We start from the raw sequence: 19,731 nt of genomic DNA, 5'->3' as shown, positions 1-19,731 counted from the left end.
GCGTCGCGCGACCGGTGGCGGTCAGCGCTTGGGAGCGCTCCGGCGCGTGCTCCGCGCCGAGCTCCGGGTCTTGCTCGGGGCCGAGCTCCGGGTCCTGCTCTGGGCCTTGCTCTTCACGGTGCTCTTGGCCCCGGAGATGCTGCGCTTGGCCTGACCGGCCGCCTGCTTCGCCTGGCCCACGGCCTGCTTGGCCCTGCCCTTGGCCTGGTCGGCCACGCCCCGGGCTCGCTTCCTGTCGTCCCCGGTGACCTTGCCGGCGACGACCCGGGCCTTGCCCTTCATCTTGTCCGCGGCGCCGCTCACCTTCCGGGCGGTGCCACTGGCCTTGTTTCTGGCGGCACCACTGGCCTTGCTCGCGGCACTGCCGGCCCTGCTCGCCGCGCTGCCCGCCCTGGTGGCCGCGCTGCTGCTGCGGCTCGAGGACGTGGCCCGGCTCGTGGTGGCGGGCTTCCGGCTGCTCGCGGTGGCGGGCTTCCTGCTCGCGGTGGCGGGCTTCCTGCTCGCCGCGCTGCGCGTCTTGGAGGCCGTACTCGACCGGCTCGTGCTGCTGCGTGTCGAGGACGCCGTACTCGACCGGCTCGCGGCAGCGCTCCGGGGCTTGGTCGCCGTGCTCCGGGGCTTGGACGCCGTACTCGACCGGCTCGTGCCGCTGCGCGTCGAGGACGCCGTACTCGACCGGCTCGCGGCGGCACTCCGCGGCTTGGTCGCCGCGCTGCGGGTCTTGGACGCCGTGCTGCGCGACTTGGGGGCCGCGCTCCGCGACTTCTGCGCGCTGCCGCGCGTCTTCGTCGCGGTGCCCGTCCTGCGCGTGGTGCCGCCGGACCTGCCCGCCGTGCTGCCGGACTTCCCCGCCGGTCCCCGGCGGTTACCGCTCTGGCCTCGCATGGGGCTCATGGACTGCCTCCTGTGGTGTTGGATTGGGACGGATTCGTCCGCAGTCCACGCTGCCGCAGGGTGTCCGGGCGCGCACGCCGGGCGACGCCGTCAGCGGTCGACGGCAGTGGCCAGCCGGTGCAAGCGGAGGGCGAGCTGCACCTCCAGGACACGGCCCGGGGCCTGCCAGTCGCCGCCCAGGAGCCGCCCGATGCGCTCCAGCCGCTGGGCGACCGTGTTGACGTGCACGTGGAGTTCGTCCTTCGTACGGGCGGGGCTCATGCCGCAGGCGAAGTACGCCTCCAGGGTGCGCAGCAGGTCGGTCCCCCGGCGCTCGTCGTACTCGGTGACGGTGCCGATCGTGCGGTGGACGAAGGCGCCCACGTCACGGCTGTCGGCCAGCAGCAGTCCGAGGAAGCCGAAGTCCTCGGCGGCAGCGCCCTGTCCCGCACGGTCCAGCAGCCGCAGCGCCTCCAGGCAGCGCCGGGACTCCGCGTAGGCGGCCGCGACGGACCCCGGCCGGGACACGGGCTCGGGCACGGGTGCGGAGGCGCCGACGGTGACCGGGGGGGTGGTGGACGGCCGTGCCGAGCTGCCGGGCGATCAGCCGTGCGGTGGCAGCGGGGCCGTCGCAGCCCTCCTTCAACGGCAGCAGTAGGACGGTGCCTCCGTCGCGCGCCGCGGCCAGCCCGTGCCGGGTGGCGGCGAGATGGGAGGCCGCGGACCACAGGCGCTGGCGGTCAGCGGTCTCCGATGCGGCCGGCGCCGTTCCGGACGCCTCGACGCGGGCGGAGAGGAGGACGTGCGGTGCGTCCAGGTCGGCACCGAGACGCACGGCGCGCTCGCGCAGCAGCCGCGGGTCGCGGTCAGGCGCGTCGAGCAGGTCGTCGAGGAGTTCGCCGCGCACCCGCTGCTCGGCCTCGCCCGCGGAGCGGCGGGCGAGCAGCAGCAGCGAGGTGACCATCGCGGCGCGCTCCAGGGTGCGCTGGTCGACCGGGTCGAGGCCGGGGTGCCCGTGCAGCACGAGGGCACCGAGGAGTTCGCCGCCCGCGGAGACGGCCGCCACCCAGTCGTCGCGGTGGCGGACGGCATGGCCGCCGGCGCGCGACCCGTCGACGGCCTGGGCGGGCACCGCCCCCGCCTCGGCGAACTCGACGGTTCCGTCCAGCACTTCGGCGACCGCGTCGGCGACGTCGTCCACACCCCCACCGCGCAGCACCAGTTCGGTGAGCCGGTCGTGGACGCCGGACGCGCGCTCGATGACGCCGCTGCGGTCCCGGATGATCTCGTTGGCGGCTTCGAGTTCGGCGAGCGCGGACCGGGTCTCCCCGAGCAGGTTCGCGGTGTCGATGGCGACGGCGGCGTGCGCGGCGAAGGACGCGAGCAGGGCGACCTGTTCGCGCTCGAAGACCCGGGCGCGCCGGTCGGCCGCGAAGAGCACGCCGATCACGCCGCTGCCGAGGACCAGCGGGACGCCGAGGATCGCGACCAGCCCCTCGTCCTTCACGCTGGCGTCGATGCTCCGGGTGTGCTGGAACCGCTCGTCGTCGAAGTAGCTGTCGGTGACGTACGGGCGTGCGGTCTGGGCGACGAGACCGCCGAGCCCCTCCCCCATGCCGAGCCGCAACTGCTGGAAGCGCGCGGAGACCGACCCGTCGGTGACCCGCATGTACGTGTCTCCGGCCGTGGGGTCGTTGAGCGTCAGATAGGCGACCTCGGTGCCCAGCAGCGAGCGGGCGCGCTGCACGATCGCGTGGAGTACGGCGTCGAGGTCCCGCAGCCCCGCCAGGTCGTGCGCCGTCTCGAACAGAGCCGACAGCTCCGCCTCGCGGCGCCGCCGCCCCTCCAGCTCGCCCCGCACCCGCAGCGCGAGCATTTTGCCGTTCTCCAGGGCGGCCAGCTCCTCGGGGGACGCGCCGTCGGCCCGGGCCCGCAGAACAGGACGTTCGTACTCCTCCGCGGGGGCGCCGCGGGCGAGAAGCTCCAGGTAGGGGGCTTCGGCGGAGAAGGGCGTACGCGGGCGGGCCATGCTCCCAGACATACCTGCCGGGCGGGCGGATGTGCCAGTGGCCTGCGGTGGCTGCCCCGCGCCCCAGGGCTCCCGCAGGGCGGACCGCGGCTTCACGGGCTCCGGCGGCTGCTCGCGTTCAGGCTGCCTGTGTTCCGGCGGCTCGGGCCCCTGCTGCTCGCGTTCAGGCGTCCCGTACCGAGGCGGCTCGCGTTCCGGCGGCTCGGGCCGCGCGCCGTCACCGGGCGGGCGCGCCGCCGGGCCGGGCGCGCCCCCGGGGTCCCCATCGGCCCCGGCCGCCCTGCCGCCGCCCCTTCCGGAGGGGTTCAGTGCGCGGTCCATCCGCCGTCGAGCGGGATCGAGGTGCCGGTGATGAACGACGCCTGCGGTGAGCACAGGTACGCGACCGCCTCGGCGACCTCCTCCGTCTCCACCAGCCGCTTCAGCGCGGAGTCCGCGAGCAGCACCTCGGAGACGACGCGGTCGGCGGGGATGCCGTGGGCGGCGGCCTGGTCGGCGATCTGCCGCTCCACGAGCGGGGTGCGGACGTAGCCGGGGCTGACGCAGTTGGAGGTGACGCCCTGCGGGGCACCTTCGAGTGCCGCCACTTTGGAGAGCCCTTCGAGACCGTGCTTGGCGGCGACGTAGGCGGCCTTGAAGGCGGAGGCACGCAGGCCGTGCACGGACGAGATGTTGACGATCCGGCCCCACCCCTGCCCGTACATGTGCGGCAGCGCGCCGCGTACGAGCCGGAACGGCGCTTCCAGCATCACCGTCAGCACGGTGGAGAACACCTCGGGCGGGAACTCCTCGATGGGGCGGACGAGTTGGAGACCGGCGTTGTTGACGAGGACGTCCGTACCCGCGGCCGCGGACTCGGCGGCGTCGAGGTCGGTCAGGTCCAGGGTGTGCGGTTCGAGGACCCCGGGCAGCCCGGCTGCCTGCTCGGTGACGGCGGCGAGCCCGTCGGCGTCCCGGTCCACCGCGCGTACCTTCGCGCCCGCCGCGGCCAGGCGCAGCGCGCAGGCGGCGCCGATACCGCTCGCCGCGCCGGTGACGAGCGCGGTACGGCCGCCGAGATCGAGGCCGACGGTACGACGGGCGGGGCCGGGGTCCGGTGCGGAGGCGGGCTCCGGGCCCGGTGGGGAGGGCGCGGTCATGTCCGGAACACTAGGGAGCAGGCCTCTCACCACCGATGTGGCGACCGCACACAGTTCAGGGCGAGACGGTGGGGTCGAACCATGCGGGGCCGTCCTCCAGCGCCTGCTTGATCCGCAGGAGGGCGAAGTCCTCCAGGTCGGGCAGCGCGTCCAGCGGGAACCACCGCACGTCCAGGGACTCCTCGTCGTTGACGCGGGCCTCGCCGCCCACGGCCCGGCAGCGGAAGGTGATGTCCATGAACTGGCACGCGTCGCCGTTGGGGTAGCGCATCGGCTCCAGCGCCTGGACGAGGACCACCCGTTCCGGGACGCAGCGCACCGCTGTCTCCTCCAGGACCTCGCGTACGGCGGTCCGCGCGGGCTGCTCGCCGGGCTCGCCGATGCCCCCGATGATCGACCACCGGCCGGTGTCCGCGCGGCGGCCGAGCAGCACGCGGCCGTCGTCGTCGAAGACGATGGCACTGACGCCGGGGAGCCAGAGGAGCTGGTGGCCGGCCGTCGCACGCAGCTCGCGGATGAAGTCGGGTGTCGCCATACCCCGAGCGTATCCGGACGGCGCATTCCGTCCCTGGCGTCCCGCGTCCCCCACATATCGCACCGTTTCCGCTCAATGGCTCCACACGCCCACGTCGCAGCCGTTACGGTGTGGCCCATCATGTGCCCGCGGGCGGCGTTTCCCCACCGCCGCGAGCGGTGCCCGTCTCAGGGGGGTCGACGGGATGGCGTCTGCCGCGAGGCTCGCCGTAGGGGAATCCGCAGGCGAGAGGGGGCGAAGCGGCGCCGCCGACGTGACGGGCGTCCTCGTGCTCGGCTGCTGCGCCGGCTGGGCGCTGATCACCGCGGCGGGCCGGGAGGCTCGTCCCGAGGGGGTGCTCCTCGCTCTGCTCGCCGTTGCCGCGGGCTACGCCTGCGGCCGGATCGGCGGGGCGGTCCTGCCGGTGGCGGTGCCCGTGATCGCCGCGCTGACCGGGGCGTCCCTCGGGTACGCCGCTCCGTACGGGCTTCAGGGCCTCGCCGTCGACCCGCCGCCGGGGCACACGGGCGCCCACGCGGCGCAGTTCGCCCTCGCCACCGGCGCCGCCTGCTGCGCGGCTTGGGCCGCCGGATCGTCCGCACTGCGCGTGGCGTTGCGGCTGCTGGCCGTCGCCATCGCCGTCACCGCCCTGGCCGCGGGCTCACCGGCGGGGTGCGTGGCCGCGGGCGCCGTCCTGCTGTGCTCGCTCGCCGCTGCCCCGATGCGCCGTCGCCGGATGGCCGGGCTTGCCGGGCTCGCCCTCGCGGGGGCGGTCGTCGCGGGAGGCGCCTGGGCGGTCGCGCAGGACGCCCTGCCGCCGGGGCTCTCGGCCTCCCTGGAGGGGCAGCTCACCGAGCAGCGGGTCCTGCTCTGGCACGACGCGGCGGCCGTGGCGCAGGGGCAGCCCGTGGTGGGTGCCGGCCCCGACCGGTTCGGGGACGTGAGCCCGGCGGCGCGGAGCATCGCGGGCTCGGACGGCAAGCCGCACTCGGCCGTACTGCAGCTGGCGGCCGAACAGGGGACGCCGGGCGTGCTCCTCCTGGGCGCGGCGTCGCTCTGGCTGCTGCACTCGCTGTGGCGCTCTCCCCGCTCCACGCGGGTGGTCCTCACGGCGGGAGCGGCCCTGACGGTGGTGGGCGCGCTGGCGAGCGTCGGCAACGCGCTCAGCTTTGCACCGGTCACGGCGGGCGCGGGATTCCTCGCGGGGCTGGCCACCGCCCGTCCGCTGGGCGGCGCTCACGAGCCGGAGCCGGATGCCGGACCCGTCACCGAGGCCGTCGCCGATACGGCGCCGGAGACGGTCGCCGGGCCGGTCTTCGAGGCTCGGTCCACGGGGGCACCCTGGGGTGCGGCTCGCTCGTCGCTCCCCGGGAGCAGCCCCTGAGCGAACCGGGCGGAGAACGCCGCGGGACGAACGGAGCCGTCGGCTGCGTACGGGCCCGGCGGCGTCAGGCCTGAGCCGTGTGGCGCCGTTCGGCCATTCGGAGGATGCGGTCCCGGATCACGCGGACCGCGTCCTCGGCGTCGTCGACGGTCACCGTGAAGATGCGCCCGTCCCCCAGCCGTACGACCAGCCCCTCGCCCCGGCGCACAACGACCGCCGTGCCCTTCTCCGGGCGCCAGCGGTAGCCCCAGCCGCCCCATTCGTGGGGCGTGACGCGGGGCGCGAAGTAGGCGCCGACCACGTTCTCCAGCGGGATCCGGCGGCGCGGCAGGCCGACGTGGCCGCAGCGCACCTCGACCGCCTCGGTGTCGACGCGCACGTGGACGTGCACGAACGCGAGCGTGCCGAAGAGGATCAGCAGACCGGTCGCCACGCACCCGATCACCGACATCAGCAGGGGGGCGATGCTCGAGGTCCAGGGGGAGTCCACGGCCAGTTCGATACCGAGAGCCATGCAGGCGGCGCCGAGAGCGGCGAGAGGCCACTGAGCGCGGTTGACCGCACGCCCGGTCCAGACCTCCGGGACGCCCTCTGCCGCGCGGGAAGCGCCGTCGCGGTGGTCCCTCATGGACGTGAGAGTACCCGCGATCGGCAGGAGGAGCAGGGTGTCGTCACCGACGACTTTCCGTGGCCGGTCCTGTGCGGTGAGGGAGAGGAGCCGTCTGCGCCCCGCACCCCGCGGCGCGGGAGATCTACCGGGGTGCGGTGCTCGCGGCCGTCAGGGAGCGCCCCTCGGCGTACACGAGGGCGGCAGCCGGGAGGGCCGCCTCGTCACCGCTGAGGATCACCGTCAGCCGGTCCGACGGCGCGGCGTCCGGATCCGGTTCCGCTCCGATCCTGCGCAGCGCCTGCGCGGCCACAGCCCCGGCGGAGCCGTACAGCGCGAGCGGCGGGCGCTGCGGCTGCTGTACGGCCGCCTGGATCCGTTGGGCGACCAGTTCGTAGTGGGTGCAGCCCAGGACGAGGGCGCCGAGGTCCTCCGGGGTGCGGCCGGCGGCCGCGGCGATCGCCTCGTCGATGGCGTGCTCGTCGGCGCGCTCCACGGCGTCGGCGAGCCCGGGGCAGGCCACCTCCGTGGTCACCACACCATCGGCGAACCGCGCGATCAGGTCGCGCTGGTAGGCGCTGCCGGTGGTCGCGGGCGTGGCCCAGATGGCGACGGGTCCGCCCGTCGCGGTCGCGGGCTTGATCGCCGGGACGGTACCGATGACCGGCAAGCCGGGCTCGAACTCCGCGCGCAGCGCGGGCAGGGCGTGCACGCTGGCGGTGTTGCAGGCGACGATCAGCGCGTCGGGGCGGTGCTCGGCCGCGGCCCGCGCGCAGGCGATGGCGTGCGCGGTGAGGTCCTCGGGGGTGCGCGGGCCCCACGGCATGCTGCGCGGGTCCGAGCTGAGGATCAGGGACGCGTCGGGCCGCAGACGCCGGACCGCGGCGGCGGCAGGAAGAAGTCCGAGCCCGGAGTCAATCAGCGCGATCTTCACCCGCCAAACCTTATGCGATCGCCTCGGGTCCCCACCCTGCGGGCCGGGTCCCGCACGGATTTCGGCGCGATCGTTGCGGCGGAGACGGCGGAGACGGCGGAGGTGGCGGCGCGCGCCGTGGCCGTCCGTGCGGGCCGACCGGGGGACCGCCGGTGGGCGCCCGCGAAACGCCCCTGGACAAAGAGGGCGCGATCGGCACGTTCCGGCAGACTGCCCGCGTGAACGCTTGGACGTGGGTCGCCGCCGGATCGTTCGTCGTGTGGCTGTGGTTGCTGCTCGGGCACGGGGGCTTCTGGCGGACCGGGGTGCGCCTGCCGGACACGGGAGCACGGGCGGAAGGAACCTCCGCGGAAGGTGCGGCCGAGGTGTGGCCGTCCGTCGCCGTGGTCGTGCCCGCGCGGGACGAGGCCGAGGTGCTGCCCGCGAGTCTGGGGTCCCTGCTCGCGCAGGACTACCCGGGGCGCGCCGCGGTGTTCCTCGTCGACGACGGCAGCACCGACGGTACGGGGCGGATCGCTCGCGAACTGGCCTCCCGGGCGGGCGCGCTGCCGCTGACGGTGTCCTCCCCCGGCGATCCGGAGCTCGGCTGGACCGGCAAGCTGTGGGCCGTCCGGCACGGCATCGCGCTCGCACGGGCCCAGAAGCCCGCCCCCGCGTACCTGCTCCTCACGGACGCGGACATCGCCCATGCCCCGGACAGCCTGCGGGAGTTGGTGCGTGCTGCCCGGGCGGCGGACCTCGACCTCGTCTCGCAGATGGCGCGGCTCCGCGTCGAGACGCGCTGGGAGCGGCTGATCGTCCCGGCGTTCGTCTACTTCTTCGCCCAGCTCTATCCCTTCCGGAGGGTGAACCGGCCCCGGGCGCGGACGGCCGCGGCGGCGGGCGGCTGCGTGCTGCTGCGGAACGACGCCGCCGCGCGGGCCGGGGTTCCGGACTCCATCCGTCACGCGGTGATCGACGACGTCGCTCTGGCGCGGGCCGTCAAGCGCGGGGGTGGCCGGATCTGGCTGGGGCTCGCCGACCGCGTGGACAGCGTCCGGCCCTACCCGCGCCTGGCCGAGCTGTGGCGGATGGTCTCGCGCAGCGCGTACACCCAACTGCGCCACAACCCCGTCCTGTTGGCGGGGACGGTCGCCGGGCTCACGCTCGTCTATCTGGTACCGCCGGTGGCGCTGCTCGGCGGTGCGGTGGCCGGAAGCCCGGCCGCGGCGGTGGCTGCGGGTGCGGCGTGGGCGGTGATGAGCGGGACGTATGTGCCGATGCTCCGCTACTACGGGCAGCCGTGGTGGCTCGCGCCCCTGCTGCCGTTCGTCGCGTCGCTGTATCTGCTGATGACGGTGGACTCGGCGGTGCAGCACCACCGGGGCCGGGGCGCCGCCTGGAAGGGACGGACCTACCCGCGGCCGGACCGGACGGAACAGCCGCAGCCGCGGGTACGGCCGGAGGCCCAGGTGCAGCCGCAGGTGCGGCCGGAGGCCCAGCCGCAGCCGGAGCCGCGGGAACAGCGCGCGCGGTCGGCGGCGCCCGGCACGCCGCTCGCCGCTCCCTCCCCCGCCGCGGACGAGAGCGGGGCGCCCTGAGCCGCCGGAGGCGGACCGGGCCGCCGGTCACTTCCGGCCGGGCGTCCAGTTCATGCCCCAGCCGTAGGCGTAGTCGACGGTGCGCTGCGGGCTGACGCCGCGCTCGGGGACGAGATAGCGGGCCTCGCGCTGCACGACGAGGTCACCGCCCCCGGTGTTGGTGATGAGCGCGAGCGCGCAGACCGTGGAGGGGACCGTGCACTCGTCGAGGGAGAAGTCGACCGGCGCGCCGTGCTGCGGCTGCAGGGTGACGGTGGCGTGCAGGTCGGCGAAGCTGCGCGCGCCCTCGTAGATCGTCACGAAGATCAGGATGCGCCGGAACCGGTCCTTGTGGTCGAGGTTGACCGTGAGGTTCTCGCCGGAGCTGACCGCTCCGGTCCGGTCGTCGCCGTCGAGGTGGATGAACGGCGGCTGGTGCAGCGAGCCGAAGGCGTTGCCGAGGGACTGTACGACGCCCTTGCTGCCGTCGGTCAGCTCGAACAGCGCGCACAGGTCGAGGTCGAGGTCGGAGTGCATGGCCATGGCGCGGCCGAGCTTGCTCCCCCAGCCCTTGAACTGCTTGTGCACCTGCCAGTTGAGGTTGACGCGCAGCGCGCCGGACGTGCCGCCCTGCTTGGTGAGGGACACCGAGGGCGACTGCTTGGTGAGCGTGACCTTCGACAGACTCACCGGCGCCGCGGCGGCGGCCGGGGCCGGCGGCGCGGGCGGCTGCGCGGGAGCCGGGGGCTGTGCGGGTGCCGGCGGCTGGGCGGCGAGCGTGGGGGTGGGCGCGGGCGGCACGGGCGGCGCCGCGGCTGCCGGAGCGGGTGCTGGGGCCGGAGCCGTCTGCGGTTCGTCGACGGTGATCCCGAAGTCCGTGGCCAGCCCGGCGAGTCCGGAGCCGTACCCCTGTCCGACGGCCCGGAACTTCCAGGCCCCCTGTCTGCGGTACAGCTCCCCCAGCACGAACGCCGTCTCGACGGTCGCGTCGTCGCTGTCGAACCGGGCCAGCTCGGCGCCTCCGGCCGCGTCCAGCACCCGGACGGAGAGGCCGGGCACCTGACCGAAGGTGCCGCCGTCAGCTGACGCGGCCAGGACGACCGTCTCCACCGAGGGCTCGACCCGGGCGAGATCCACGGTCAGCGTGTCCGTCACGGTGCCGCCCGCCGTGGTCTTGCCCTCGTACCGCACGGCCCCAGAGGAATGCGCCGGCTGGTTGTAGAAGACGAAGTCCGCGTCCGAGCGCACTTTTCCGGACGCCTGGAGGAGCAGGGCGGAGGCATCGGCGTCCGGAATCCCGGCGCCCGCGCGCCAGCCCAGCTCGATCCGGACCGAGGCGGCCGGAACCGGAACGTTCGTGCCCTTGCGCATCGCCATGCTCTTCCCCCTCGCCGATCCGCCGGAATCCGCCGGAAATCGCCATCGGTCCACCCGGACGCCCCGGGCTCGATATGTCCGGGACCAACCTAGAGCCCCGCACCCCACGTGCGGTACGGGGAGAGCGCGCGAGGACCGTGCACGCCCCCCGGCGCCAACCCCGGGTAACCCACCGGGAACTCGCCCTTTACACGATTTCAACGCGCTGAGCCGCCCTATTTCCCCGGCTTCGTTCGCATTGCAGCACCGCAGCCACTCCGAACCCGAGAAACAACCCTCTTATCGGTCTCCCCAACCAGCACATCGTGGGCTTAACTTATGGGGCATGACCTCCCCGCGCTCCACCTATGGTGGCGGTTACTACTCCGCGCCCACCTTCCCGGACACTCCGATCTACGACAGCCTCGTCGCCGAGCGCGGCACGCCGCAGATCGCACCCATCCGGGTGCCGTCCGCCTACGAGACCGGCAGCCACCTGCCGGCTCTCCCGTCGGCGCTTCCCGCGCTCCCGGCCGGCCCCTCCCAGGCCTCCTACGGCTATCCGCAGCCGGCCCCGCTGCAGCACGCCCCCGCGCCGTACATCCCGCAACAGGCCTCCGGCCCGCGCGGGTACCCGGGGCCGCAGCAGCACCCCATACCCGGCAACAACGGCTACGACCAGATGCGTCCGGCCGCGCCGCGGCCGGCCCCCGGCCGGCCCGCGCCCGTGCAGCAACGGCCGCCGCAGGCGCAGCGCCCGGCACCGGCGCAGTACGAGGACCCGTACGGCCGCCAGTACCAGGGCCGCCCCTACCCGCCCCGGGGTTACTGACCCCGTAACGGGCCGCGAACCGCGCGACCGGTCAGGGTGCGGTGGGCCAGTGGCCTGCCCGTCTCCCCGCCGGTTCGCCGAAGCGCCGTCCGCCGGTCCCGCTGTCGGACCCGACTGGCAAACTGGGTCCATGCCGAACACAGTGCTCAGCTCGGTCAACCTCTATCCGGTCAAGTCGGCTGCAGGGTGCGCCCTGAGCGAGGCGACCGTGGAGCCGTGGGGCATCGCCGGGGACCGCCGGTGGCTTCTGGTGGAGCCGGACGGGCGGTTCGTGACGCAGCGGGAGCAGCGACGGCTGGCGCTGGTCACGGCCACGCCGTTGCCCGGGGGCGGAATCGAGGTCGCCGCCCCGGGCAAGGACCCCTTGGTCGTCGGCGTTCCGGAGCCCGTCGCCACCACGGTCGTGGAGGTCTGGCGCGACAAGGTCGAGGCGGTGCCCGTCGGCGCGGACGCGGGCGCGTGGTTCAGCGACTGGCTAGGCACCGAGGTCCGTCTGGTGCATCTCGACGATCCCGCGCGCCGGCGCCCGGTGGATCCGGAGTTCGGCCGCCCGGGCGAGACGGTCTCGTTCGCGGACGGCTTTCCCCTGCTGGTCACGACCACGGCGTCGCTCAACGCCCTCAACTCCCTCATAGCTCAGGGTGACCACGCGGACGAGGGCCCGCTGCCGATGAACCGTTTCCGTCCCAGCGTCGTCCTTGATGGTGTGACCCCCTGGGCCGAGGACAGCTGGATCCGGCTGCGCATCGGTGAGGTTCCGTTCCGGGTGGCGAAGCCCTGCGGGCGCTGTGTGATCACCACGACCGATCAGCGCACCGCGGAGCGCGGCAAGGAGCCCCTGCGGACCCTTGCCCGCCACCGTCGTTTCGACGACAAGCTCGTCTTCGGCCAGAACCTGATTCCGGAAGGTACCGGTACGATCCGGGTGGGGGATCCAGTCGAGATCGAGAGCTGACCGGCTTGCCGGAGGGCGGACCGGGGGCACGGGGTGAAGCGCGGGCGCGGGGTCCTTGCTCTCTCATGGCGCGTTTCGGGCATGTACCGGGCCGCGTGCGGTACTTGGCCTGCGGAAGGGGGTGCGTGACCTGTGCGAGCCATGACCGGAATCTGGCGATGGCGGCGCAACCCCCAGCGCCGGCGGACCGATCTGCTCGAATCCTGGGTGGCTCTCCTCGCCGCCCTGTTGATCGCCCTCGGCGCTCCCGCGGTCGGTCTCGTCGTGGGCTCCGAGGTGGAGAACGCCCTGGCGCAGACCGTGCGCACGCAGAACGAGCACCGTCATCTCGTCCCCGCCACGGTGGTCCGGCCGATGAAGCAGCCGCCCGTCGACCCCGACCCGGAGACCTCGTCCGCCCGTGACGCCCTGCACCGCGTGGTCGCCACCTGGAAGGCGCCCGACGGAAGCGTGAGCACGCGCCCGGTGGGCGCCCCCCGCGCGGTGACGACCGGCGACCGGTTCCGCATCTGGGTCGACGACCACGGGCGCCCGGTGAACCGCCCCATGGACGAGTCGACGGCCGACTCCCATGCCGCGCTCGCCGGCGTCGGGGCCGGAGCGCTGACCACGGGTCTGGTGGAAGTCGCCCGGCGGCTGACCGTCTGGCGCATCCTGCACCGGCGTTACGACCACTGGGACCGCGCCTGGGAACGAGCCGGTCAGGACTGGGGCAGGACGGGCACAGGAAGCTGACCTGACAACTCTCCCCCGCCTCGCGCGCTACGGTGGAGCGCCGGTACACGCCGTACCCGGTCGACACACGCACGAGGTGGGGGCACAGCAGCAGCATGGCACCACAGGGCACGGTCCAGGTGACGCACACCGGCACGTCGCGGTGGCGGCGCCGAACAGGCGAGTACGCCTCGCTCGCCGCGGCCCTGGAGGCCGCCGGGGACGGTGACGTGCTCACGGTCGCCCCCGGCACGTACCGCGAGAATCTGGTGATCCAGCGGGCCGTGACCCTCCGCGGTTCGGACGGTGCCCGCGGCTCGGTGCGCATCGCCCCCGTCGACGGCGTGGCCCTGACCGTACGCGCGTCCGCGACCGTCCAGAGCCTGCACCTGGAGGGGCAGGACTCCGCGGCCCCCGCGCTGCTGATCGAGGACGGGACACCGGAGTTGGCCGATCTGCGGGTGGCCACGCGCTCGGCCGCCGGCATCGAGGTCCGCGGCGGAGCGAGGCCCATCGTGCGGCGCTGTTCCGTCGACAATCCCGGCGGCATCGGCATCGCCGTCGTGGACGGCTCGGGCGGTGTCTTCGAGGAGTGCGAGGTCGTCTGCGCGGGCCAGTCCGGTGTCGCCGTGCGCGGCGGCGCCCACCCCCGCCTGGAGCGCTGCCGGATCCACCACACCTCCGGTGCCGGACTCGCGCTGACCGGCGAGGGCAGTTCGCTGGAGGCCATCGGCTGCGAGGTGTACGAGATCAAGGGCGCGGGTGTGCAGCTCGCCTCGCGGGCCGCCGGACACCTCACCGACTGCACGGTGCACCGGACTTCGGCCGACGGTCTCACGCTCGACACCGATGCCGTGCTCACCCTCTCCGACTGCGAGATCCATGACATCCCGGAGAACGCGGTCGATCTGCGGTCCCGCTCGGTGCTCACCCTCACCCGCAGCACGGTGCGCCGCTTCGGGCGCAACGGCCTCTCCGTCTGGGACCCGGGCACCCGCGTGGACGCCAACCAGTGCGAGATACACGACAGTACGGGCGACTATCCGGCGGTCTGGGTCAGCGACGGCGCGGTCGCGGTGCTCGACTCCTGCCGCGTGCACGACGTGCCGGACGCGCTGTTCGTGCTCGACCGGGGCTCGCGCGCCGACGTGGTCGACAGCGACATCTCGCAGGTCCGCAACACCGCGGTGTCCGTGAGCGACGGGGCCACCGCGCAGCTCGACGACTGCCGGATCCGTGACGTGACGACCGGCGCCTGGTTCCGAGACCACGGCAGCGGCGGCACCCTCGCCTCCTGCACCATCGACGGCGCGGCCACCGGCGTCATCGTCACCAAGGGCGCCGACCCGACGATCGAGCGCTGCACGGTCACCTCTCCGGCCGAGGCGGGCTTCTACGTCTCCGCCGAGGGCCGCGGCACCTTCCACGGCTGCCGGGTGTCGGGCAGTTCGGGCTACGGCTTCCACATCATCGACGGCTGCCGCACGACCCTGACCCGCTGCCGTACGGAGCGCTGCGCCCGCGGGGGTTACGAGTTCGCCGAGGAGGGCCCGGTCCGCGAAGGCTGCACGAGCGACGAGAGTTCCCAGCTCGGCACCGCCCCGCCGGCCCCCGCGGTCGCACCTGCCGTGCAGACCGAGACGCGGACGGCGGGGCTGCTCTCCGCGGTGCCCGAGCAGTCGCCCGTACCGGCGCAGCCCGCTGCTCCGCACGCCGAACCCGCCTCCGGGGTACGGGAGTCCGGTGAGGTGCTGGCCGAACTCGACGGGCTGGTCGGGCTGGACAGCGTCAAGCTGGAGGTACGGGCGCTCACCGACATGATCGAGGTGGGCCGCAGGCGGCAGCGCGCGGGGCTCAAGGCGGCGTCGGTGAAGCGCCACCTGGTCTTCACCGGCTCCCCCGGCACGGGCAAGACCACGGTGGCCCGGCTCTACGGCGAGATCCTAGCCGCCCTCGGCGTCCTGGAGCGGGGACATCTCGTCGAGGTGTCCCGCGTCGACCTGGTGGGCGAGCACATCGGTTCCACCGCGATCCGCACCCAGGAGGCGTTCGACCGGGCGCGCGGCGGGGTGCTCTTCATCGACGAGGCGTACGCGCTCTCCCCCGAGGACTCCGGGCGGGACTTCGGCAGGGAGGCCATAGACACCCTGGTGAAGCTGATGGAGGACCACCGGGACGCGGTCGTGGTGATCGTCGCCGGCTACACCGCCGAGATGGAACGCTTCCTGTCCGTCAACCCCGGTGTGGCGTCCCGCTTCTCACGCACCATCAGGTTCGGGGACTACTCCCCCGAGGAGCTGCTGCACATCGTGGAGCAGCAGGCGGAGGAGCACGAGTACCGGATCGGGGAGGGCGCGGCGGAGGCGCTGCTCAAGTACTTCACGGTGCTCCCCAAGGGCCCGGCGTTCGGCAACGGCAGGACCGCCCGACAGACCTTCGAGGCCATGGTCGAGCGCCACGCGGGGCGGGTCGCCCAGGTCGCCGATCCCAGCACGGACGACCTGACGCTCCTCTACCCCGAGGACCTCCCCGAGCCGTCCTGACCCGGCACGTCGCCCGGATCAGGCGCCTCGCCCCGGTCATCCGCCGCATCGGTGTCCGGCGTCGGTGGAGCCTCGGGCGCCACCGGCGCCCCGGACACCGAAGCCCCCGGCCCGGCTCCGCGCTGCTGCGGGACGTCCGGCAGACGGGCCAGCAGCCCTGCGCGCTCCTCGCCGAACACGGGGTCCGCCTGGTACTCGCTGTGCCCCAGGATCGGTGCGGGCAGCGGGTGTTGGGCCGTACGGCCGTAGGCGAGCGGGTCGCGCAGCGGGCCGCGGTCCACCTGCGGTCCGTCGCCGCCCGCGGGCTGGACGGCCCCGCCGATGGGGTCCGTACGGCGCCACAGGTTGCGCCAGCAGTGGACCTCGCGGTGGAGCGCCCGCAGCGGCCCGGGCCCGAAGTAGGCGGGGAACCAGCGTCCGTAGAGCCGTTCCAGGGGCGAGCCGTAGGTCAGTAAGGCGACCCGGCGCCGGGTGCGCCGGTCGAGCTGCCAGACGGCGGCGGCGGCAAGGACGCTGCCCTGGGAGTGGCCCGAGATCACCAGCCGGCCCCCCGTGCTCTCCGTCCAGGTGGCCATCCGCCAGGAGAGGTCGGGGACGGCGCGCTCCGCGTAGCAGGGGGGCGCGAACGGGTGCGCCGCACGCGGCCAGAAGGTGCCGACGTCCCAGAGGATCCCGATGGTGCGCCGGGCGCCCTGGTCGCGGTACGCGCGCCGGCCCAGCGTGATGAGCAGGATGAACACCAGGCCCACCAGCCAGGAGCCGAGGGCCTGTGCGGTCTGCGCGACCGCCTCGATCAGCGCCGGCGCCCCCTCGGCGGCCTCCCCCGGCACCTCACCGGTGGTCCACGCGCCGAGGACCGCGCCACCGCCGAGGACGAGGGTGATGACCGCGGTGGTGCCGACGAACCAGGGTGCGCAGTCGGTGAGTTCGGCCGCGGCGAGCGTGCCGGCGATCCTCCGGGTGCGCGAGGTGTCCTCCGGTTCCCCAGGGTGGCTCGCACGGATCGCGGGAAGCTCCCGGCGTGCGCTGCGCCACGTGCGCCGTACGAACCAGCAGGCGAGGACGAGCAGGGCGAGCAGCAGCACGGGGATGACGGCGGCCTGCCAGGAGAGCACGACGGGCGGGCCGTCGATGGGCCCGTCCCCCATGCCGGGGGTGCCGTTGTCGTCCAGCCAGTCCGCGACCCGCTGGGCCACGCCCCCCGACATCAGGCCGCCGAGGGCGAAGGCGAGCATCGCGACCGCCGCGCCGCCGAGGCCGCGCAGCGCTGACCGGTCGTCGGGGGCACCGGAGCGCAGCCGCCAGGCGGTGGCGGCGATGGCGAGGACCAGGGTGCCCTGGACGAGCGCCAGCACCCCGAAGGTCTCGTCGCCCGGCAGCAGCCCGTTCGAGGTCCAGCCGGTTCGCGCCCAGGCGGCGTGCAGCGCGGCGACGCCGAGCACGCCGAGGGCGGCGCCCGGGAGGAAGCGCACGACGGCCCGGTCCAGCCGGTCGTCGGGCTCGCTCTCGCCGCGCCCCCTGACGCACACCACCCAGACGACGAACGTCCCGGCCGCGACCAGCGTGACCTCCAGCGCCCAGCCGACGGCGTCCAGCCAGACGCTGCCTCCGGGCTTGCGGTCGAACCGGGTGGCGGCCGCGGCGAGCGCGGCGGCGACGGTCAGGAACCCGGCGGCGGTGTGGGCCGCGCGCAGCCGGGCGACCAGGCGGCGGCCGTACCAGAAGCCGGGGAGGCAGAGGGCCGGGCGCGAACCGGCGTCGGGGTCGTCCTCCTGGACCGGGCGCCGCACCGGCGGCTGGGACTCGTACGCGCTCCAGGTGCGGTGCGAGAGCCACCACAGCAGGCCGGTGAGGGCGGTGGGCACGACGGCGGCGAGGGCCAGCCTGCGGCCGGGGAGGCTCCACCAGCCGCCGTGTTCCGCGGAGAGGAAACCGAGCCAGGACTTGTCGCGTGCGCAGTCGGCGGATCCGGCGCACTGCCAGGCGACCAGGTCGAGCGCGACCTCGCAGGCGGCGGCGACGAGCAGGACGGTGAGGCTGAGGGAGACCAGCCGTACCAGCACCCCGTACGTCCGTAACGCGGTGGTACGGCCGGCCGTGGCGGCGGGCCGCATCCAGTGGGCGAGGTTGGCGACCATGAAGGGCAGCAGGACCAGCCACAGGGCGCGGGCGCTGTTGCCGGAGGTCAGATTGCACCAGGAGTAAGCCTCGGCGATCGGCCGGTCCTGGTACTCCTCGGGGCGGGCCTCCGCGTCGGCGTCCTCGCGGCGCCGGTAGATACCGGCCGTCCCGTCGCCGGTGACGCGGACGACGCTGGGGTCGTCGAGCATCTCCTGCGGTGTGGTGCCGCCGACGCCGTGGACGAGGAGTTCGAGGGCCGGTGGCGGCCCCTCCGCGGGCTGGGTGACTGTCTGCCCCATCGACTCGGCTGTGCCCGGCTGCATGGCCGACACCATGGCGCCCCCCGATCCGTCTGCGTGCCCCAAAGATCCTGCCAGCGGTGCCGGATGCGCGCCAGGCCACACGTCACCCGTGCGTGGGAGGATGAAGACGGACGGCCTGACGGATCAGCGCGTGAAAGGACGGGCCGGGGTGGACGACAACCAGAACCTCCTCGCGGAACAGCGGCGGACCCTCATCGTCGACGAGGTCCGGCGGCGCGGCGGGGTGCGGGTCAACGAGCTGACGCGCAGGCTGAGAGTGTCGGACATGACGGTCCGTCGGGATCTGGACGCGCTGGCGCGCCAGGGTCTGATCGAGAAGGTGCACGGCGGCGCGGTGCCGGTCGCGGAGGCGAGCACCCATGAGCCGGGATTCGAGGCGAAGTCCGCGCTCGAGCTGACGGCCAAGGAGGACATCGCGCGGGCCGCGGCGCCGATGGTCGCGCCGGGCAGCGCGATCGCCCTGTCGGGCGGCACGACGACGTTCGCGCTGGCGCACCATCTGCTCGATGTCCCGGATCTGACCGTGGTCACCAACTCCGTCCGGGTGGCGGACGTCTTCCACGCGGCGCAGGGGGCGGCGGGCCGGTCGGGCAAAGGACCGGGGCAGGGTCAGGCGACGGTGGTGCTGACGGGCGGGGTGCGGACCCCGTCGGACTCGCTGGTGGGGCCGGTGGCGGACCAGGCGATCCGCTCACTCCACTTCGACGTGCTCTTCCTCGGGGTGCACGGCATCTCGGTGGAGGCCGGACTCTCGACGCCCAACCTGGCGGAGGCGGAGACCAATCGGCGGCTGGTGAGGTCGGCGCGGCGGGTCGTGGTGGTCGCGGACCACACCAAGTGGGGGACGGTGGGCCTGAGTTCGTTCGCGTCGCTGGGCGAGGTGGACACGCTGGTGGCGGACCGCGGACTGCCCGACGAGGCGCGGGAAGAGGTCAAGGAGCATCTGGCGCAGCTCGTGATCGCGGGTGAATCGGAACCCGACGACGACATCTGATAGTTCGTCAGCTAACGTGGCCGCGCACAGCGGCCGTACTCATGGGAGGAATCGGACCATGGCGCATCCGTTGCGCGCCGTCACGCTCGACTTCGTCGACTCCGCACCGCTGCGGCTGTCGTTCACGGCGGAGGCGGCCGCGCCGCCGGAGGCCGTCTTCCGCGGCCTCACCGATGTGCCGGGCTGGCCGAAGTGGTTCGAAGCGGTCTCGTACGCCCGGCCGACGGACGGCGGGAAGGGCCGGGAGATCCGTCTCAGGGGCGGTGTACGCTTCCTGGAGACGATCATGGCGGCGGATCCGGCGGAGCGCTACGCGTACCGGATCGACAGCACCAACGCCCCAGGTCTGCACGCTCTGTTGGAGGAGTGGCGGCTGACCCCGTCCGGCACCGGCACGCGCATCCGGTACACCTTCGCCGTGGACGGCACGGCCGCGCTGCGTACGGTCCTCCGGCTCGGCCGCCCCGGGCTCGGGCTGGCGTTCCGCCGCGCGGTCCGCGCACTCGACAGGCGGCTGCAGGCGGGCTGACGCCGGTCGGCCGCTAGGGTCCCGCCCGCCCGGGAGCCTCCCTGGCGCTGTCGCCGGTCCTGCTTGCGGAGTCATGGCCGTCGCCCGGCCCCTGTCCCCCGCTGCCGACGCCCGCGTCGACGGCCCCGCCGGGAAGGGCGCCGCAGTGCTCGCACGCACCGACGTGCGGGCGCTCGCGTACGCGTCCGCACACCTCGCACACCAGGCTGAGCCAGCAGGCCGGATCGCCGCCCTCGTCCACCGGGTTCACCCCCGTCCGCCAGTCCGTCCGGTAGGGCGGGACCCCCCCCTCGCTCACGGCACGATTCTCTCCCCGTGCCGGGCG

At 74.2% G+C, this 19,731-nt stretch carries 16 protein-coding genes and 1 pseudogene; 8 read left to right on the top strand and 9 right to left on the bottom strand.

Annotation, left to right across the window (positions count from 1 at the left end; genetic code table 11):
- Positions 1-21 precede the first annotated feature (21 nt).
- From ABZ822_RS28875 to ABZ822_RS28860, 4 genes and pseudogenes are all read right to left on the bottom strand, one after another.
- The gene (locus ABZ822_RS28875; protein ID WP_360860607.1) at positions 22-894 is read right to left on the bottom strand and encodes a CsbD family protein; all 873 of its coding nucleotides are present in this window, start codon (positions 892-894) and stop codon (positions 22-24) included.
- Between the two features lie 90 nt (positions 895-984).
- Positions 985-2,902, bottom strand: a pseudogene (locus tag ABZ822_RS28870) (GAF domain-containing protein).
- A gap of 305 nt (positions 2,903-3,207) precedes the next feature.
- On the bottom strand, positions 3,208-4,041 hold the full coding sequence (locus ABZ822_RS28865) for a 3-hydroxybutyrate dehydrogenase (protein ID WP_360860604.1): 834 nt from the start codon (positions 4,039-4,041) through the stop codon (positions 3,208-3,210).
- Positions 4,042-4,096: 55 nt separating this feature from the next.
- Positions 4,097-4,576 carry an NUDIX domain-containing protein gene (locus tag ABZ822_RS28860; protein WP_360860601.1) on the bottom strand — a complete coding sequence of 160 codons (480 nt, stop codon included), beginning with the start codon at positions 4,574-4,576 and terminating at the stop codon, positions 4,097-4,099.
- 253 nt (positions 4,577-4,829) lie between these two features.
- On the opposite strand from ABZ822_RS28860, the gene ABZ822_RS28855 reads away from it, so the two are divergent.
- Positions 4,830-5,939, top strand: coding sequence for an O-antigen ligase family protein (locus ABZ822_RS28855; protein ID WP_360860598.1), 1,110 nt, complete (start codon positions 4,830-4,832; stop codon positions 5,937-5,939).
- Positions 5,940-6,003: 64 nt separating this feature from the next.
- On the opposite strand, the gene ABZ822_RS28850 is transcribed toward ABZ822_RS28855, so the two are convergent.
- On the bottom strand, positions 6,004-6,567 hold the full coding sequence (locus ABZ822_RS28850; RefSeq protein ID WP_360860595.1) for a hypothetical protein: 564 nt from the start codon (positions 6,565-6,567) through the stop codon (positions 6,004-6,006).
- Between the two features lie 124 nt (positions 6,568-6,691).
- Positions 6,692-7,480 carry an aspartate/glutamate racemase family protein gene (locus ABZ822_RS28845; protein WP_360860593.1) on the bottom strand — a complete coding sequence of 263 codons (789 nt, stop codon included), beginning with the start codon at positions 7,478-7,480 and terminating at the stop codon, positions 6,692-6,694.
- 218 nt (positions 7,481-7,698) lie between these two features.
- On the opposite strand from ABZ822_RS28845, the gene ABZ822_RS28840 reads away from it, so the two are divergent.
- Complete coding sequence (locus tag ABZ822_RS28840; protein ID WP_360860590.1) at positions 7,699-9,060, top strand: glycosyltransferase; 1,362 nt, start codon at positions 7,699-7,701, stop codon at positions 9,058-9,060.
- Positions 9,061-9,087: 27 nt separating this feature from the next.
- Here ABZ822_RS28840 and ABZ822_RS28835 read toward each other — a convergent pair whose 3' ends face one another.
- Positions 9,088-10,410 carry a TerD family protein gene (locus ABZ822_RS28835; protein ID WP_360860730.1) on the bottom strand — a complete coding sequence of 441 codons (1,323 nt, stop codon included), beginning with the start codon at positions 10,408-10,410 and terminating at the stop codon, positions 9,088-9,090.
- A 331-nt stretch (positions 10,411-10,741) separates the two neighbouring features.
- Here ABZ822_RS28835 and ABZ822_RS28830 point away from each other — a divergent pair, with 331 nt between their 5' ends.
- From ABZ822_RS28830 to ABZ822_RS28815, 4 genes are all read left to right on the top strand, one after another.
- Complete coding sequence (locus ABZ822_RS28830) at positions 10,742-11,227, top strand: DUF6643 family protein (protein ID WP_360860587.1); 486 nt, start codon at positions 10,742-10,744, stop codon at positions 11,225-11,227.
- A 130-nt stretch (positions 11,228-11,357) separates the two neighbouring features.
- The gene (locus ABZ822_RS28825; RefSeq protein WP_360860584.1) at positions 11,358-12,182 is read left to right on the top strand and encodes an MOSC N-terminal beta barrel domain-containing protein; all 825 of its coding nucleotides are present in this window, start codon (positions 11,358-11,360) and stop codon (positions 12,180-12,182) included.
- 141 nt (positions 12,183-12,323) lie between these two features.
- Entirely contained in the window at positions 12,324-12,917 is a 594-nt protein-coding gene (locus tag ABZ822_RS28820) for a hypothetical protein (protein ID WP_360860581.1), read from the top strand.
- Positions 12,918-13,012: 95 nt separating this feature from the next.
- Positions 13,013-15,439: a right-handed parallel beta-helix repeat-containing protein gene (locus tag ABZ822_RS28815; protein ID WP_360860578.1), complete on the top strand. Its 2,427-nt coding sequence runs from the start codon at positions 13,013-13,015 to the stop codon at positions 15,437-15,439.
- On the opposite strand, the gene ABZ822_RS28810 is transcribed toward ABZ822_RS28815, so the two are convergent.
- Positions 15,409-17,859: a hypothetical protein gene (locus tag ABZ822_RS28810; protein ID WP_360860728.1), complete on the bottom strand. Its 2,451-nt coding sequence runs from the start codon at positions 17,857-17,859 to the stop codon at positions 15,409-15,411. The two genes, ABZ822_RS28815 and ABZ822_RS28810, sit on opposite strands and share 31 nt — an antisense overlap.
- Before the next feature lie 172 nt (positions 17,860-18,031).
- On the opposite strand from ABZ822_RS28810, the gene ABZ822_RS28805 reads away from it, so the two are divergent.
- Together ABZ822_RS28805 and ABZ822_RS28800 are read left to right on the top strand one after the other, a co-directional pair.
- Positions 18,032-18,877, top strand: coding sequence for a DeoR/GlpR family DNA-binding transcription regulator (locus ABZ822_RS28805; protein ID WP_360860575.1), 846 nt, complete (start codon positions 18,032-18,034; stop codon positions 18,875-18,877).
- A gap of 58 nt (positions 18,878-18,935) precedes the next feature.
- Positions 18,936-19,406, top strand: a complete 471-nt coding sequence (locus tag ABZ822_RS28800; RefSeq protein ID WP_360860572.1) for an SRPBCC family protein — start codon at positions 18,936-18,938, stop codon at positions 19,404-19,406.
- A 13-nt stretch (positions 19,407-19,419) separates the two neighbouring features.
- Here ABZ822_RS28800 and ABZ822_RS28795 read toward each other — a convergent pair whose 3' ends face one another.
- Positions 19,420-19,704, bottom strand: coding sequence for a hypothetical protein (locus tag ABZ822_RS28795; protein ID WP_360860569.1), 285 nt, complete (start codon positions 19,702-19,704; stop codon positions 19,420-19,422).
- Positions 19,705-19,731 lie beyond the last annotated feature (27 nt).

The organism is Streptomyces sp. NPDC047108 (assembly GCF_040643575.1).
Lineage (GTDB): Bacteria > Actinomycetota > Actinomycetes > Streptomycetales > Streptomycetaceae > Streptomyces.
The sequence above is the reverse complement of the archived record's forward strand: the minus strand, read 5'-3'. Positions and strand labels throughout refer to the sequence as shown.

Excerpts from the sequence above, each read along its gene's own strand:
- ABZ822_RS28875 (WP_360860607.1), bottom strand. The coding sequence starts at position 894 with ATGAGCCCCATGCGAGGCCAGAGCGGTAACCGCCGGGGACCGGCGGGG.
- ABZ822_RS28820 (WP_360860581.1), top strand. The coding sequence starts at position 12,324 with ATGACCGGAATCTGGCGATGGCGGCGCAACCCCCAGCGCCGGCGGACC.
- ABZ822_RS28810 (WP_360860728.1), bottom strand. The coding sequence starts at position 17,859 with ATGGGGCAGACAGTCACCCAGCCCGCGGAGGGGCCGCCACCGGCCCTC.
- ABZ822_RS28835 (WP_360860730.1), bottom strand. The coding sequence starts at position 10,410 with ATGCGCAAGGGCACGAACGTTCCGGTTCCGGCCGCCTCGGTCCGGATC.
- ABZ822_RS28850 (WP_360860595.1), bottom strand. The coding sequence starts at position 6,567 with ATGAGGGACCACCGCGACGGCGCTTCCCGCGCGGCAGAGGGCGTCCCG.
- ABZ822_RS28865 (WP_360860604.1), bottom strand. The coding sequence starts at position 4,041 with ATGACCGCGCCCTCCCCACCGGGCCCGGAGCCCGCCTCCGCACCGGAC.
- ABZ822_RS28800 (WP_360860572.1), top strand. The coding sequence starts at position 18,936 with ATGGCGCATCCGTTGCGCGCCGTCACGCTCGACTTCGTCGACTCCGCA.
- ABZ822_RS28860 (WP_360860601.1), bottom strand. The coding sequence starts at position 4,576 with ATGGCGACACCCGACTTCATCCGCGAGCTGCGTGCGACGGCCGGCCAC.
- ABZ822_RS28825 (WP_360860584.1), top strand. The coding sequence starts at position 11,358 with ATGCCGAACACAGTGCTCAGCTCGGTCAACCTCTATCCGGTCAAGTCG.
- ABZ822_RS28815 (WP_360860578.1), top strand. The coding sequence starts at position 13,013 with ATGGCACCACAGGGCACGGTCCAGGTGACGCACACCGGCACGTCGCGG.
- ABZ822_RS28830 (WP_360860587.1), top strand. The coding sequence starts at position 10,742 with ATGACCTCCCCGCGCTCCACCTATGGTGGCGGTTACTACTCCGCGCCC.